At 70.7% G+C, this 14,618-nt stretch carries 15 protein-coding genes; 11 read left to right on the top strand and 4 right to left on the bottom strand.

What is annotated here, in order from left to right; translation table 11 throughout:
* The first annotated feature begins 34 nt into the window (after positions 1-34).
* The 4 genes from WA670_RS19320 (at position 35) to WA670_RS19305 (ending at position 2,993) form a co-directional block, all read left to right on the top strand.
* Positions 35-577 (top strand): GNAT family N-acetyltransferase, encoded by a 543-nt coding sequence (locus WA670_RS19320; RefSeq protein ID WP_336158426.1) that lies wholly within the window; start codon positions 35-37, stop codon positions 575-577.
* Positions 577-1,116, top strand: coding sequence for a GNAT family N-acetyltransferase (locus WA670_RS19315; RefSeq protein WP_336158425.1), 540 nt, complete (start codon positions 577-579; stop codon positions 1,114-1,116). Before WA670_RS19320 ends, WA670_RS19315 begins: the two co-directional genes overlap by 1 nt.
* Positions 1,117-1,217: 101 nt before the next feature.
* Positions 1,218-2,297, top strand: coding sequence for a J domain-containing protein (locus WA670_RS19310; protein WP_336158424.1), 1,080 nt, complete (start codon positions 1,218-1,220; stop codon positions 2,295-2,297).
* 39 nt (positions 2,298-2,336) lie between these two features.
* Positions 2,337-2,993 (top strand): DUF998 domain-containing protein, encoded by a 657-nt coding sequence (locus WA670_RS19305; RefSeq protein ID WP_238607285.1) that lies wholly within the window; start codon positions 2,337-2,339, stop codon positions 2,991-2,993.
* Here the strand turns inward: WA670_RS19305 and WA670_RS19300 are convergent.
* The 3 genes from WA670_RS19300 to WA670_RS19290 all read right to left on the bottom strand — a co-directional run bounded on the left by WA670_RS19300 (position 2,929) and on the right by WA670_RS19290 (position 6,016).
* Positions 2,929-4,062 carry a glycosyltransferase 87 family protein gene (locus WA670_RS19300; protein ID WP_238607286.1) on the bottom strand — a complete coding sequence of 378 codons (1,134 nt, stop codon included), beginning with the start codon at positions 4,060-4,062 and terminating at the stop codon, positions 2,929-2,931. The genes WA670_RS19305 and WA670_RS19300 overlap by 65 nt on opposite strands.
* A 102-nt stretch (positions 4,063-4,164) precedes the next feature.
* Positions 4,165-4,827, bottom strand: a complete 663-nt coding sequence (locus WA670_RS19295; protein ID WP_043835809.1) for a response regulator — start codon at positions 4,825-4,827, stop codon at positions 4,165-4,167.
* 10 nt (positions 4,828-4,837) lie between these two features.
* Positions 4,838-6,016, bottom strand: a complete 1,179-nt coding sequence (locus WA670_RS19290) for a sensor histidine kinase (RefSeq protein ID WP_336158423.1) — start codon at positions 6,014-6,016, stop codon at positions 4,838-4,840.
* 140 nt (positions 6,017-6,156) lie between these two features.
* Here WA670_RS19290 and fabG point away from each other — a divergent pair, with 140 nt between their 5' ends.
* The 7 genes from fabG (at position 6,157) to WA670_RS19255 (ending at position 12,605) form a co-directional block, all read left to right on the top strand.
* On the top strand, positions 6,157-6,912 hold the full coding sequence (gene fabG / locus WA670_RS19285; protein ID WP_037814923.1) for a 3-oxoacyl-ACP reductase FabG: 756 nt from the start codon (positions 6,157-6,159) through the stop codon (positions 6,910-6,912).
* A gap of 5 nt (positions 6,913-6,917) precedes the next feature.
* Positions 6,918-7,370: a MaoC family dehydratase gene (locus tag WA670_RS19280; protein WP_037814918.1), complete on the top strand. Its 453-nt coding sequence runs from the start codon at positions 6,918-6,920 to the stop codon at positions 7,368-7,370.
* A gap of 98 nt (positions 7,371-7,468) precedes the next feature.
* Complete coding sequence (locus WA670_RS19275; protein WP_037814917.1) at positions 7,469-8,494, top strand: phosphotransferase family protein; 1,026 nt, start codon at positions 7,469-7,471, stop codon at positions 8,492-8,494.
* Entirely contained in the window at positions 8,494-9,717 is a 1,224-nt protein-coding gene (locus WA670_RS19270; RefSeq protein ID WP_336158422.1) for an acyl-CoA dehydrogenase family protein, read from the top strand. The genes WA670_RS19275 and WA670_RS19270 overlap by 1 nt, the downstream gene beginning before the upstream one ends.
* Positions 9,714-10,892, top strand: a complete 1,179-nt coding sequence (locus WA670_RS19265) for an acyl-CoA dehydrogenase family protein (RefSeq protein WP_336158421.1) — start codon at positions 9,714-9,716, stop codon at positions 10,890-10,892. Before WA670_RS19270 ends, WA670_RS19265 begins: the two co-directional genes overlap by 4 nt.
* Positions 10,889-11,983: an acyl-CoA dehydrogenase family protein gene (locus tag WA670_RS19260; RefSeq protein WP_336158420.1), complete on the top strand. Its 1,095-nt coding sequence runs from the start codon at positions 10,889-10,891 to the stop codon at positions 11,981-11,983. The genes WA670_RS19265 and WA670_RS19260 overlap by 4 nt, the downstream gene beginning before the upstream one ends.
* Positions 11,984-12,053: 70 nt before the next feature.
* Positions 12,054-12,605, top strand: a complete 552-nt coding sequence (locus WA670_RS19255; protein ID WP_336158419.1) for a GrpB family protein — start codon at positions 12,054-12,056, stop codon at positions 12,603-12,605.
* Between the two features lie 835 nt (positions 12,606-13,440).
* Here the strand turns inward: WA670_RS19255 and WA670_RS19250 are convergent.
* Positions 13,441-14,421: a chitinase gene (locus tag WA670_RS19250; RefSeq protein ID WP_336158418.1), complete on the bottom strand. Its 981-nt coding sequence runs from the start codon at positions 14,419-14,421 to the stop codon at positions 13,441-13,443.
* Between the last annotated feature and the right edge of the window lie 197 nt (positions 14,422-14,618).

The raw sequence follows: 14,618 nt of genomic DNA, 5'->3' as shown, positions 1-14,618 counted from the left end.
TTCCGCCGTCCGCCGACCCGGGAGCGTTCGCCTGATGTCCCAACCGATCTTGCACACCGAACGCCTCCGCCTGGTCCCGTTGTCCGCCGGACATCTCGAGCACCTGGTCGAACTCTCCGCCGATCCCGAGGTGATGCGCTTTCTGGCCGGCGTGCAGACCCCGGAGCAGTCAGCGGACGAGCTCCGGCGAACCCTCGCGTACGCCGAAGGCGGGATCGGTTGCTGGACCGGCTTCGTCGACGCCGCTTTCGCCGGCTTCTGGTCGCTGCGTCCCGGCGAATCCGCGGGAGAGGCCGAATTGGGATACCGGATGCTTCGCGGGTACTGGCGCAAGGGACTCGGCAAGGAAGGGGCGCTTGAGATGCTCCGGCACGGGTTCCGCGACGTCGGGCTCGACCGCATCTACGCCAGGACGGCGGTGCTCAACAAAGCCTCCCAAGCGACGATGGCCTCGATCGGGCTCCGGCACCTCCGCGACTTCATCGGCGACCCGAAGTACTTCGCGCCGGGCGAGGACCGGCACGCGGTCGAGTACGCCGTCGGCCGCGAAGAGTGGCTGGCTAGCGAGTTCGCCTGATGTCCCAACCGGTCCTGCGCACCGAACGCCTCCGGCTGGTCCCGTTGTCCGCCGGAGATCTCGAGCACGAGGTCGAGATGTCCGCCGACCCGGAAGTCATGCGTTACCTGGGCGGCGTGCGGACTCGGGACCAGTCGGCCGAAGCCCTTCGGAGACTGCTCGCGGACACCCAGCCGGGGCTCGGTTGCTGGGCCGGGTTCCTCGAAGCCGAGTTCGCCGGTTACTGGGCTTTGCGCCCCGCCGAAGCACCGAAAGAAGCCGAGTTGGGATACCGGCTGCTCCGCAAGCACTGGCGCAAAGGTCTCGCCAAGGAAGGCTCGCTCGAACTGCTCCGGTACGGCTTCCGCGAGGTCGGTCTGGACCGGATCTTCGCCGGGACCGCGGCGGGCAACAAGGCCTCCCTGGCGACCATGGCGTCGATCGGGCTCCGGCACATCCGCGACTTCGTCTCCGACGATCCCGACTACTTCGCGCCAGGCGACGACCGGCACGCCGTCGAGTACGCGCTCACCCGCGACGAGTGGCTGGCCCGCACCTAGCGGAAACACGTTCACCCCGGCGCGCCGCGGAGGCGGATGGCACGCCGCCCCGGCGACCCCATATCGTTGCGCAGCAGCCGTCCGGAGGTGGAACCCGAACCGTGCCCGACTACTACGCGGTACTCGGCGTGGGGAAAACCGCGTCCCCCACGGAGATCAAGGCCGCCTACCGCAGGCTGGCCAAGACGCTGCACCCGGACGCGGGCGGCACGGTCGGCACCTTCCAGCTGTTGCGCGAGGCGTACGACACCCTCGCCGACCCCAGCGAACGCGCCCGCTACGACGCCGGCGTCCCGGCCGCCTCGGTGCCCAAACCGCGGCCGCGGCGGCGGTTCGGCGAGCAGCCCGGCTATCGCCCGGAGGCGCCGGAGATCGATCCGGAAACCCTGGAGTGGTGGTCGTTCGCCGCGGCCGACCCGCGGATGCGGCACGGGCGGCGGCGCGGGCCGGGGCACACGCCGGTCGTCGCGGCGGTCGCCGGCACGGTGCTGGTGCTGTTGCCGCTGCTCGCCGGGATCGACTTCACCCCGCCGGTGCTGATCGTCTGGCTCGCGCTCACCGCGGGCACCGCGCTGCTCGTGCACCGGCTCGCCCGCGGTTTCCTGTCCGCGCGCCACGCCCGGCACGAGTTCGCGGAGGAATTCGGCGGCAGCGCGGTGTTCGGCGCCCCCGGCGCCGAGGCCGACGAGCTGGCCGAACGGCTCACCGCCGACCTGCTGGAGCGGTATCTGACCCGGCTGCCCGGCGCGCGCATCTTCCACGGTCTCGCGTGGCCCGGTTCGGTGTTCGCCGACGTCGACCACGCGGTGCTGTGCGGGAAACGCCTGGTGCTGGTCGAATCGAAGCTCTGGCTGCCCGGGCACTACGAAACCGCCGAGGACGGACGGCTGCTGCGCAACGGGCGCCCGTTCCGCGGCGGCGGCAGCCAGCTGGAAGAAAGCCTGGAGCGCTACCGCGAACTGCTGCCCGGCGTCGCGCTGCGCGGCGCGATGATCGTGTACCCGAGCCGCGACGGCGAGGTCACCACCGCCGAACCGGACGGCGAGCCCGGTCCGCCGATGACGCCGGAGCAGTTCCTGCACGAGATCGGCGGCTGGCTGTCCGCCGAACCGTCCACTGTGGACCACAACGCGCTGCGCACGGTGCGCGCGCAGGTCACCGGATCCGGCCGGGCGGCCTGATTCACCCGGGACATATCCGGCATGTGTCACTGTGAGTGCATGACAACCGTGCGCGCCGACCGCCGCCCCGTCCTGCTCGCGCTGGCCGGGATCGCCGCGCTGGCTCTCGGCGCCGTGCTGATGCTGCTGTTGCAACTGGTGCCGCCGACCGACGAGATCAGCGCGACCTGGCGGACTATCAGCGAGTACGGGCGGTCGGACCACAAATGGGTGTTCGACCTGGCAATCGTGCTGGTCGCGGCCGGTTCGGCGATCGCGTTCGCCGTTCTGCGGCTGCAAGGACGGCTGCCGGTCCTCGCGGCCGTGCTCGGCGCGTTCTGGACGGCCGGGCTGCTGGTGATCGTCGCGTTCCCGAAGACCGACTGGACCAACGCGGCGGCGACCGGCGCGGGCGGCACGCTGCACCGGATCGCCAGTGTCGTCGCCTTCGTCTGCCTTCCGCTTGCGGTGCTCGTCTCGGCGCGCGCAGCTTTTCCGGACTCCCCGCGCCGCCGGTTCGTCGCCCGCGCGCTCGCCGTCGCGTCGCTCGCCTGGTTCGCGGTGATCCTCGGCGCGGTCGCCGTCGCCGCGCTGACCGACCAGCGCTGGTGGCTGCTCATCCCGCTCGGCCTCGTCGAACGCGGGATGGCGCTCACCGAACTTGTCGCGCTGGCCGCACTAGCCGCCCCGAGCGCCGGGTCAGCAGCCGGACGCTGAGGACCGCGCCGACAGCCGACGCGCTCAGCACGTAGGCGTTGCCCAGCACCATCTCGACCGGGTTCCAGGACAGTTCCCGGTGCCCGCCTTCGGGAACCACAGCCAGCGCGATCCCGCTGAAAACCGCTCCGGCGCAGATCAGCCCGGCCCGTTTGCCCGACAGAAAACCGACCAGCGGCACGGCCCAAATCCAGTGGTGCGTCCAGGAAAGCGGGCTCACCAGCAGCCCGCAGCCCGCCGTCACGAGCAGCGCGGCTCGCGGGTCGCCGCGCCGGTGGAACTCGCGGACCAGCAGCGCGCCCGCCAGCAGGCACACTGCGGCCGACGCCGCGTACCAACCGAGCGAGGTCGCGCCGAACCTCGCGAACATGCCGTGCAGGGACTGGTCGAGGACCCAGTCGAGGGTTCCGGCGTTGCGGTTGTCCAGCATGGCCGAGGTCCAGTACCGGATCGAATCCCCTGGCAGGAGCAGCGCCCCGGCGGCGCTCACTCCGAGGAAGGTCGCCAGCGCGCGCCACGCGTCGGCGCGGCGGCCGGTCAGGAGCAGGTACGGGACGAAGATCAGCGGGGTCAGCTTCACCGCCGCGGCGAGTCCGATCAGCATTCCGCCGGATCTGCGGTTGCGGACCGGCAGCGCGTCCAGCACGACCATGGCCATCAGGACGCCGTTGATCTGGCCCAGCGAAATCATCCGCCACACGGGTTCCAGCACGGGCAGGAGACAGAGCGCCAGCAGCGGCCGTTCACGGGCGAACCGGCGCGACACCGACCACAGCGCGAGCACCGAGCCGACCGCGATCAGCAGCCACGCGAAGTGCGCCGGGAGCGCGGCCAGCGGCAGGAACAGCAACGCCGCGCTCGGCGGGTACGTGAAAGGCAGTTCCAGCGCGGATTTCGGGTCGAGAGCCAGCAAGGGCTCGTAAAGCGGCTGTCCGCGCAGCACGGCCAGCGCACCGGCGCGGTACACCGCGCTGTCCACCCCGAGCGGTGCTCCGCCGAGCCAGCGGAAGACGGCGATCCCGGCCAACGCGGCGATCACCACGACGACAATGTTTTTCTCTTGGCGCACAAGGGAAAGCTAGGGAGACGAGTGCCCCGGAAGCGTCGGTCCGCGGAGCTGTCTTCGGCTGCTCCCCCGGTAGCGTGCCCGCGCGCGAGTGCTACCGGCGTATCACTGGCCCGGCACCACGAACTTCGCCTCGTAGGCCATGACCACGGCTTGTGCGCGGTCTCGGACTCCGAGCTTGCCCAGCACCCGGCTGACGTGCGTCTTGGCGGTCTGTTCCGCGATCACCAGCTGCGCGGCGATGTCCGCGTTGGACAGTCCGCGCGCGATCAGGCGCAGCACCTCGAGTTCGCGCGCGGTCAGCTCGGACAGCCTGCCGACGTCCTGAGTCGGCCGCCGCGTCCCGGCGAACCCCTCGATCACGCGGCGGGTCACCGCGGGCGCGAACAGCGCGTTGCCCGCCGCCACCATCCGGACCGCGACGACCAGGTCGTCCAGCGGCGAGTCCTTCAGCAGGAAACCGCTGGCACCGGCGCTGAGCGCGCCGTAGACGTATTCGTCCGCGTCGAACGTGGTCAGCACGAGCACCCGTGGCCCCGCGTCCTCGCCGTCGCCGAGGATGAGCCGGGTGGCGGCGAGCCCGTCGAGGTCCGGCATCCGGATGTCCATCAGCACCAGGTCCGGGCGCAGCGCGCGGCACGCGGCCACCGCCTCGGTCCCGGTGGCCGCTTCGCCGACCACCTCGATGTCCGGCTGCGCGGCCAGCACCGCGCGAAAGCTCTGCCGGACCATGGTCTGGTCGTCGGCGATCACCACCGTCACCGCCATGGCTGTCCCCCTAGTCCAGCGGAACGGTCACGACGACGGCGAATCCGCCGTTGTCCCTTCGCTCCGCGGAGAACGTACCGCCGAGCGCCGCCGCGCGTTCCCGCATCCCGAGCAGTCCGTGTTTCGCCCGCCCCGCGGTGTCCTCGGGAGCGCTCGCGACGGCACCGGTGTCCTGCACGACGAGCCGCAGCTCACCTGGTCCGACGTGCACGAACACCTCGACCGGCGCGCCGGGCGCGTGCCGCACCGCGTTGCTGAGCCCTTCCTGGACGATCCGGTACGCGGACAACCCGACGCCCTCGGGCAGCCCGCGGTGATCGCCGCGCAGCTCGAACCGCACGTCGGTGCCCGCCGCGCGGACCCGTTCCACCAGCTGTTCGATCTGCTCGGCTCCGGGCTGCGGCTCGGTCTCCTGACCGGCTTGCTCGGCCCGCAGCAGGCCGAGCAGCCGGCGCATTTCGGTCATCCCGTTGCGGGCGGTGTCCTGAATCGACTGGAACTCCTCGCGCAGCCCGTCGTCGAGGCCGGGGAACCGGTAGCGCGCCGAATCCGCACGCATGGCCAGCACCGACATGTGGTGCGCGACCACGTCGTGCAGCTCGCGGGCGATCCGGGCGCGTTCCTCCAGCACCGCGCGACGGGTGGACTCCGCTTCCAGGTCGCGTTCGGCACCGCGCAGCCGCGAAACCAGCCAGCCGAACGCCAGCGGCACCGCGAGCAGCACGGAGATCACGACCAGCTCGCCGCGCACGTTCGCCAGCAGGGCGCTGACCCCGGTGGAGATCAGCCAGACCCACGCCAGCACGCCCGGCCGGTGGTTGCGGCCGACCGCGGCGAGCACCGGGATCGCCGCCAGCGCGAACCCCTCGGTCCAGGGCCAGCCGAACCGGGCATGGATCCCGTACAGCTGGTCCGCGCAGCCCACGAGGACGATCAGCACCCGCCAGGACCACAGCGGACGCACCAGCGTCAGCCCGACCGCGAACAGGGTCAGCGCGGCCGCCAGCACCCGCGCGCCCTCGGTCGCGCGGTCGGCCGGAAAAAACGCGAGCACCCCGGCGACGAGCGCCGCGAGCCCGGTCAGCGCCTGGTGCGTCCGGCCGGGCGCGACCGCCGGACCGCCGCCGCCGGCGACCGCTTCTCCCAGCGCGCGTCCCGCCGCGACGAGGGGCGCGCTCGTGATCTTCATCGGCGGCGACCCTACCGGGCCGGACCGACAATTCCGGCCGCACGCGGCGAACCGCCCTTCCGAGGTCTCGCGAAATTCTCGTACTAAGCGTACGCTTAGCGCCGCTGCCGAACCGCTTTCTCGACGATGAGGAGATCCCCGTGACCGCTTCCCGTGTGGCCATCGTGACCGGCGCAGGCCGTGGCATCGGCGCCGCCGTCGCCCGCCGCCTCGCCTCCGACGGGTTCGCCGTCGGCCTGCTGGACCTCGACGAGGCCGGGGTCAAGCAGGGCGCCGAGGCGATCGTCGCCGACGGCGGCCGCGCGGTCGGCGTCGCGCTGGACGTCAGCGACGCCGAGCAGGTCGAGGCCGCGGTGACCCGCGTGGCCGAGGAGCTCGGCGCGCCGACCGTGCTGATCAACAACGCCGGCATCACCCGCGACAACCTGCTGTTCAAGATGACCGAACAGGACTGGGACTCGGTGCTCAACGTGCACCTGCGCGGCTCGTTCCTGATGACCCGCGCCGTGCAGAAGTACCAGACGCAGGAGAAGTGGGGCCGGATCGTCAACCTGTCCAGCACCTCGGCGCTGGGCAACCGCGGCCAGGTCAACTACTCCGCAGCCAAGGCCGGCATGCAGGGCTTCACCAAGACGCTGGCGATCGAGCTGGGCAAGTTCGGCGTCACCGCCAACGCGATCGCGCCCGGGTTCATCGCCACCGACATGACCGCGGCGACCGCCGAGCGCGTCGGCATGAGCTTCGAGGACTTCAAGGCCGCGGCCGCCTCGCAGATCCCGGTGCAGCGCGTCGGCACGCCCGAGGACATCGCGAACGTCGCGTCGTTCCTGGTCAGCGAGGGCGCGGGATTCGTGTCCGGCCAGGTCATCTACGTCGCCGGCGGACCGAAGGACTGATCCCGATGCGCGTGTTCTCCGATGTCGCCGAACTCGCCGAAGCAGTGGGCGGGCCCTTGGGCACGAGCGAATGGCACACCGTCTCCCAGGAGCAGGTGCAGCTGTTCGCCGACGCCACCGGCGACCACCAGTGGATCCACCTCGACGCCGAGAAGGCCGCTGCCGGCCCGTTCGGCACGACGATCGCGCACGGGTTCCTCACGCTGTCGCTGATCCCGGCGTTCCTGCCGGAGATCTACCGGGTCGAGGGCCTGAAGATGGGCATCAACTACGGCCTCAACAAGGTGCGGTTCCCGCAGCCGGTGAAGGTGGGCTCGCGGGTGCGCGGGACCGCCGAGCTGGTCGAGCTGACCGACGTGCCCGGCGGCAAGCAGGCCGTGGTGCGCTGGACCGTCGAAATCGAGGGCGAGGACAAACCCGCCTGCGTCGCCGAGATGGTTTCCCGGCTCATCCTCTGAGCCCCCGCCCGCGCCCCGATGCGGCGTCCGGTGCGTCCCCGCACCCGACGCGGCATGGGCGCGCAAGCCCCGACCTCGCACGAACTGGAGTCCTTCCGATGACCGAAACCGACCCGCCCGGCCTCGATCTGGCGAGGCTGCGCGCCCATCTCGACCGCGAGCGGCCCGGGCTCGTCTCCGGAGCCCTCACCGCGGAAGTGGTGCAGGGCGGGCGGTCCAATCTCACCTATCTCGTCTCCGACGGCACGCAGCGCTGGGTCGTGCGGCGTCCGCCGCTCGGCCACGTGCTGCCGACCGCGCACGACATGCGCCGCGAGTTCCGCGTGATGAGCGGTCTCGCCGGGACTCCGGTGCCGGTGCCGGAAACCGTTCTGCTGTGCGAGGACGCGGACGTGCTCGGCGCGCAGTTCTACGTGATGCAGTTCGTCGAGGGCACGCCGTACCGCACCGCGGAGGAGCTGGAGCAGCTCGGCCCGGAGCGGACGAGGGCGATCGCCGATTCGCTGGTGGACACGCTCGTCGACCTGCACGCGGTCGATCCGGAAGCGGTCGGGCTCGGCGATTTCGGCCGTCCGGAAGGCTTTCTGGAACGCCAGCTGCGCCGGTGGAAGAAGCAGCTCGACGGTTCGCGCAGCCGTGACCTGCCGGGCGCGGATCGGCTGCACGACCTGCTCGCCGCGGCGATCCCGGCGTCCGGCCCGCCCGCGATCGTGCACGGCGACTACCGGCTGGACAACGTGCTCGTCGACGGTGACGACCGGATCACCGCGGTGCTGGACTGGGAGATGTCCACGCTCGGCGACCCGCTCACCGACCTCGGCCTGATGATCACCTACGCGCAGCGCGACCAGCTCTCGCTGCCGATGGTGTCCAACGCCAGCAGCGCGCCCGGTTATCCGGGCACCGACGAGACGATCGCCCGCTACGCGCAGCGGTCCGGCCGCGATCTGTCGGCGCTGGACTGGTACGTGAGCTTCGCGTTCTTCAAGCTCGCGGTGATCCTCGAGGGCATCTACTTCCGCTTCCAGCAAGGCAAAACCGTCGGCGAGGGCTTCGACCAGATCGGCGCCGCCGTCGCTCCCCTGATCGAGCAGGGCGCCAAGACGCTCAGCAAGGAGAACTGATGGACTTCGCGTTCGACGCCCGTACCGAGGAACTGCGCGGGCAACTGCTCGAATTCATGGACTCGCACGTCTACCCCGCCGAGGCTGTTTTCCACGAGCAGCTGGCCGCGCGCACCGACCCGTGGTCGCCGCCGCCGGTCGTCGACGAGCTGAAGGCCGAGGCGCGCAAACGCGGGCTGTGGAACTTCTTCCTGCCCGGCGACCACGGCGCGGGACTCACGAACCTGCAGTACGCGCCGCTGGCCGAGATCACCGGCCGCAGCCCGCACCTCGCGCCCGCCGCGGTCAACTGCGCCGCGCCGGACACCGGGAACATGGAAGTGCTGACCATGTTCGGCAGCGACCAGCAGAAGAAGCAGTGGCTGGAACCGTTGCTGGCCGGGGAAATCCGCTCCGCGTTCGCGATGACCGAACCCGACGTGGCGTCCTCGGACGCGCGCAACATCGCGACCAGCATCCGGCGCGAGGGCGACGAGTACGTCGTCAACGGGCGCAAGTGGTACATCACCGGCGCGATGAACCCGAACTGCAAGATCTTCATCGTGATGGGCAAGACCGATCCGGACGCGCCCGCGCACCAGCAGCAGAGCATGATCCTGGTCCCGCGCGACACGCCGGGGCTGACCGTCGTGCGCGGCATGCAGGTGTTCGGCTACACCGACGGCGACCACGGCGGGCACGCCGAGGTGCTGTTCGAGGACGTGCGGGTGCCCGCGGAGAACCTGATCGCCGACGAGGGTTCCGGGTTCGCCATCGCGCAGGCCCGCCTCGGGCCGGGCCGCATCCACCACTGCATGCGCGCGATCGGCATGGCGGAGCGCGCGCTGGAGGCGATGTGCCGCCGCACGCTGTCGCGCGAGACGTTCGGGCGCCCGATCGCCGATTCCGCCGTGGTGCAGGACTGGATCGCCGAGGCGCGCGTGCGGATCGAACAGCAGCGGCTGCTGGTGCTCAAGACCGCGTGGCTGATGGACACCGTCGGCAACCAGGGCGCGCACACCGAGATCCAGGCGATCAAGATCTCCACCCCGCTGACCGTCGAATGGATCCTGGACAAGGCGATCCAGGCGCACGGCGCGGGCGGCGTCTCGCAGGACTTCCCGCTGGCGGAGATCTGGGCCGGGGTGCGCACGCTGCGGCTCGCCGACGGTCCGGACGAGGTGCACAAGCGTTCGCTGGCGCGGCGCGAGCTGAAGAAGTACCGGACGGAGGCGGGCAAGTGACCGCCGAGGAGCTGCGGGCGCAGGTCGACGCGTTCCTCGCCGCGCACGATCCGGCTTCCTTGTCCACTGTGGACTTCCTGCGGGCCCGGTTCGACGCCGGGCTCGCCTGGGTGCACTTCCCCGAGGGACTCGGCGGCCAGGGTGCTCCGCGTGCACTGCAGGGTGAGGTCGAAGCAGCTTTCGCCGCGGCTGGCGCGCCGGACAACAACCCGCGCCGGATCCTCATCGGGCTCGGCATGGCCGCGCCGACCATCCTCGCGTTCGGCACCGAGGAGCAGAAGAAGCGCTACCTCCGTCCACTGTGGACCGGCGAGGAGGCGTGGTGCCAGCTGTTCAGCGAACCGGGCGCCGGCTCCGACCTCGCCGCACTGGCGACGCGAGCGGTCCGCGACGGCGACGACTGGGTCGTGACCGGGCAGAAGGTGTGGACGTCCAGTGCGCATCTCGCGCAGTGGGCCATCCTCGTCACCCGCACCGACCCGGACGTGCCGAAACACCAGGGCATGACGTACTTCCTGTGCGATATGACGGCACCGGGCGTCGAAGTCCGGCCGCTGCGGCAGATCACCGGCGAGGCGGAGTTCAACGAGGTCTTCCTCACTGAGGTGCGGATCCCGGACGCGCAGCGGATCGGCGCGGTCGGCGAGGGCTGGAAGGTCGCGCAGACCACGCTGATGAACGAACGCGTCGCGATCGGCGGCACCGCGATGCCGCGCGAGGGCGGCATGATCGGGCTGGTCGCGAAGACGTGGCGGGACCGTCCGGAGCTGCGCACGCCGGAACTGCGCGACCGGCTCGTGCAGCACTGGGTCGAGGCGGAATCGCTGCGGCTGGCCGGAATGCGGCAGCGGCAGCAGCTCGCGGTGGGCGCGCCGGGTCCGGAAGGTTCGGCGATGAAGGTGGCGTTCGCCGAGCTGAACCAGCAGCTGTCCGGTTTGGAGCTGGAACTGCTCGGCGAAGAGGGCCTGCGCTACGAGGACTGGACGATGCGCCGCCCGGAACAGGTCGACTTCTTCGGCCGCGACGCCGGGTACCGGTACCTGCGCGCCAAGGGAAACTCGATCGAGGGCGGTACCTCGGAGGTGCTGCGGAACATCATCTCCGAACGCGTGCTGGGGCTGCCGTCCGAGCCGCGGGTGGACAAGGACGTCGCCTGGAAGGACCTGCCGCGATGAGCACGCCGGACCTGCTGTACTCGGATGTGGAAGAGGACCTGCGGTCGTCGGTGCGCGCGCTGCTGACCGACCGAGCCGGGCCGGCTGCGCTGCTGGCGCGGGTCGAAACGGACACGCCGTACGACCTCGCGCTGTGGAAGACACTGGCCGCCGAGCTCGGTGCGGCCGGGCTGATGGTGCCGGAATCCCTTGGCGGACATGGCGCTTCGACGCGCGAGGTCGCGGTCGTGATGGAGGAACTGGGCCGGAGTGTCGCGCCGGTGCCGTACCTGGGCAGTGCAGTGCTCGCGACGGCTGCCTTGCTGGCCGCGGGTTCGGACCTGCTCCCCCAGCTCGCTTCCGGCTCGGTGATCGGCGCTCTGGCGGTTCCTTTGTCGACCGCTCCGGGTGCTGCTTTCCCCTCTGCTGTTTCGTTTCTCGACGGAACCTTGTCCGGCCAAGTATCCACAGTGGCCGATGCTTCGGTCGCCGATCTGCTGATCGTTCCGGCTGTCGGCCCTGACGGCCCTGGCCTTTACTCCGTGGACGCTTCCGCGGCGACCGTGACCGAGGCAGTGTCGTTGGACCTGACGCGCCGGGTCGCCGATGTGACTCTCAATTCCGTTGCCGCACAGACGATTTGCACCGGTTCCGCTGCTGCCGAGGCTTTGGACAGCGCCCTGACCACTGCGGCTGGGCTGCTGGCTTCGGAGCAGACCGGGATCACCGAGTGGGCGTTGACGGAGACTGTCACGTACCTGAAGGGGCGGTACCAATTCGGCCGTCCGGTCGGGGGTTTTCAGTCGCTGAAGCACCGGTTGGCGAATCTGTACACGGAACTGGTCAACGCGCGGGCCGCCGCTCGGTACGCGGCGGATGCGCTGGCGACGGGGAACGACGTGCCGATCGCGGTGTCGGTCGCGCAGGCCAGGGTGTCGCCGATCGCGGTGCACGCGGCGGAGGAAGCGATCCAGCTGCACGGCGGGATCGGGATGACGTGGGAACATCCGGCGCATCTGTATCTGAAGCGGGCCAAGAGCGACCAGATCGCTTTCGGCACCCCCGGACGGCATCGGGCCCGGCTGGCTGATCTGGTGGATCTTCCCGCCTGACGGTTTTTGTCGGTGGCCGGGGTTACCGTGATCGGCATGGACGAAACCCCGGCCTCCCTTGCGGCCCGGCATGGATGACCCGTCCCATGCTCCGGCCTGGGCCTACGAACGGCCCGAAATCCGTCCCCCGGATCCGACGTGGGCTTCACGGGGCACCGCGCTGTGCGCTGAGGTCGCGCGGCTGCTCGCGCCTTGGCTCGCTCCCGGGCAGGTGGAGCACGTCGGCTCGACAGCGGTGCCCGGCTTGGCAGCCAAACCGGTGCTCGACGTGATGGCCCCGATGCGGGACCTGTCCGCGGAGACGGTCTCGGCGGTAGTGCCGGTGCTTTCCGCTGAGGGCTGGTGTTTCGTGCCGCCGGAACTGGACGTCGCGGCACCGTGGCGACGGTTCTTCGTGCTGCCCGATGCGGAGGGACGGCGTCGGGTGGCGCACCTGCACCTGCTGCCGGAGGGACATCCGCGGTGGCAGGCACAACTCCGATTCCGGGACGCGCTGCGGGCGGATCCCGGGTTGGCCCAGGAGTACGCCGAGGTGAAGCGACGGCTGGCCGGGGAGGTGGCTGACCGGGAGGTTTATACGGCGGGGAAGACGGAGTTCGTCCTGCGGGTTTTGGGCGGTTGAGGGCTGTGTGCTGCGGCTAGCGCCGAGTCTCGCTGTTCGAGCCCGGTACGGTCGCGCCCCCACCGCGCGACCGTGCCGACCTCTGCGCCGAGCTCCTCTGCGCCGAGCCTTCTGCGGTCGAGGGTGCTCCGGCGATCATCCCGCCGGGCCCTGCGCGCCCTCAGCGGCTCCTGCGAATCGCAGCCGCCGCTCCACGCCACCGCGATCACCCTGCTCTAGCGCCACCTGCCCGACATCGCGACCGCCATGTCGGGCGATAACCACCGCGCTCGCCCCGCCCGCCACTGCGCCCTCCGCAGCCCTTGGGAATCGCAGCCGCCACTCCACATCACCGTGATCACCCCCGCCCCAGCGGCACCTGTGCGAAATCGCGGCCGCCACATCGCGCGCTCACCACTGCGCTCGACCCTGCGCCCTCGCAGCCCCTGGGAATCGCAGCCGCCAGACGACACGGCTCCAGCAACCCCGGCGACCACCCCAAACCCTGTGCCCTCGGCAACCCCACCAATCGCAGTCACCAGACGACACTCCAGCAACCGCGGCAATCACCCCGGCCCGCGCCAACGTCTCCGGGCTGCCGCGGCCCATCTGTCCAGACCGGCCTCTTCGCACCGTCCCGAGCCCATCCGGACCCGCTGCACCCCCAACCTCGGCGCAACCCGACCGCTGTCCCCCTGCGCCAGAACTCAGCCCAGCCAGTCCGCCCAGTCAGAAGCGGCTCCCCGGCATCGACCGGCCGCTCCGAATCCCACCGAGCACCCCACCCGGTCGCGGAGCAGGTGGCGACGAGGCCGCACCCCTCGGAACGGCGGCCTCGTCACCGGCCTGGACCAGCTCAGCCGTGGTACCCGGCCACGATCTTCGTGAACGCGTACTTCGGCTGCGAGATTCCGCTGCACTCCCCGCCGCCCGAGCAGTCCCGGTTGGTCGCCCAGAAGGTGAACCGGCCGAGGTGGTGGCTGGAGGCGTAGTCGCGGATCGCGGTGAAGTCCGACACCGAGACGACCTCGCCGGGGTTGTCCGTCTTGCCGTTCATCGACGAGAGGCCCGCGTGCCGGTACGCCGTGGCGCTGTCCCAGCCGAACGTCGACTTCAGCTGCCCCACGAGACCGTCCACCGCGGACTTCGTCTTGCCCGCCATGTCGCCGCCGCTGGAGAAGTCGAACGGCATCACCGACCACACGTCCACCGGCGCGCCGATCGCCTTCGCCTGCTTGATCAGCCGCTTGCCCCAGTCGTTCGGGCCGGACGTTTCGGTGCCGATCGTGATCACGACGCGCACGCCGGGGTTCTTCTGCTTGGTGATCTTGACCGCGTTCAGGATCCGGTCCTGCACTGTCGCGTTCTCGAACTCGTCGGTGTTCTCGATGTCGAGGTCGATCGCCTTCAGGCCGTACGCGTCGATCACCTTCTGGTACGCCCCCGCCAACGCCGAGGCCGACGAGCACTTGGCGCCGAGTTTCGCGCCGGACCAGCCGCCGAAGGACGGGATCACGTCGCCGCCCGCGTCGCGGATGGACTTGATCAGGGTTTTGTCCGAACCGGTCAGCGAACGGTCGCCGTCCCACTTCGGGTTGCACGAGCCGTCCGACAGCATGAACGCGAGCGTGAACGTCTTGATCCCGGTCGCGGACATCGCCGCCGACGCGCTGGTCTGCCCCGCCCACTGGTACAGGTACGGCGAAGCGAGCACCGGGTCCGGAGCGGCCGCCACCTGCGGAGCGGACGCGGGCGCGGCCGTGGCCACCCCGGCCGCGGTCGCGAGAGCCGCCCCTGCCGCCGCCGCGAGCGCGGCCAGCCGACGCACTGATTTCATCGTGTTCCTCCCACGAGCACCACGGAACACCTCCGGTTTGAGGCGGCGGGATCAACCCGGGAGGAGTGCACCCGGAAGGGTGCCGTCACACACTGGACTAGACCAAATCGGCGTGTCAAGAGCCGCAGCCCGAACGGCGCACCGGGCCGGAAACACCGCGCCCGGCCGGATTTCCCCCGGCCGGGTGGGGCCGAAAG

The organism is Amycolatopsis sp. VC5-11, from assembly GCF_037034185.1.
GTDB lineage: Bacteria > Actinomycetota > Actinomycetes > Mycobacteriales > Pseudonocardiaceae > Amycolatopsis > Amycolatopsis nivea.
Note: the sequence above shows the minus strand (reverse complement) of the source record. Positions and strands in the feature narration are given on the sequence as shown.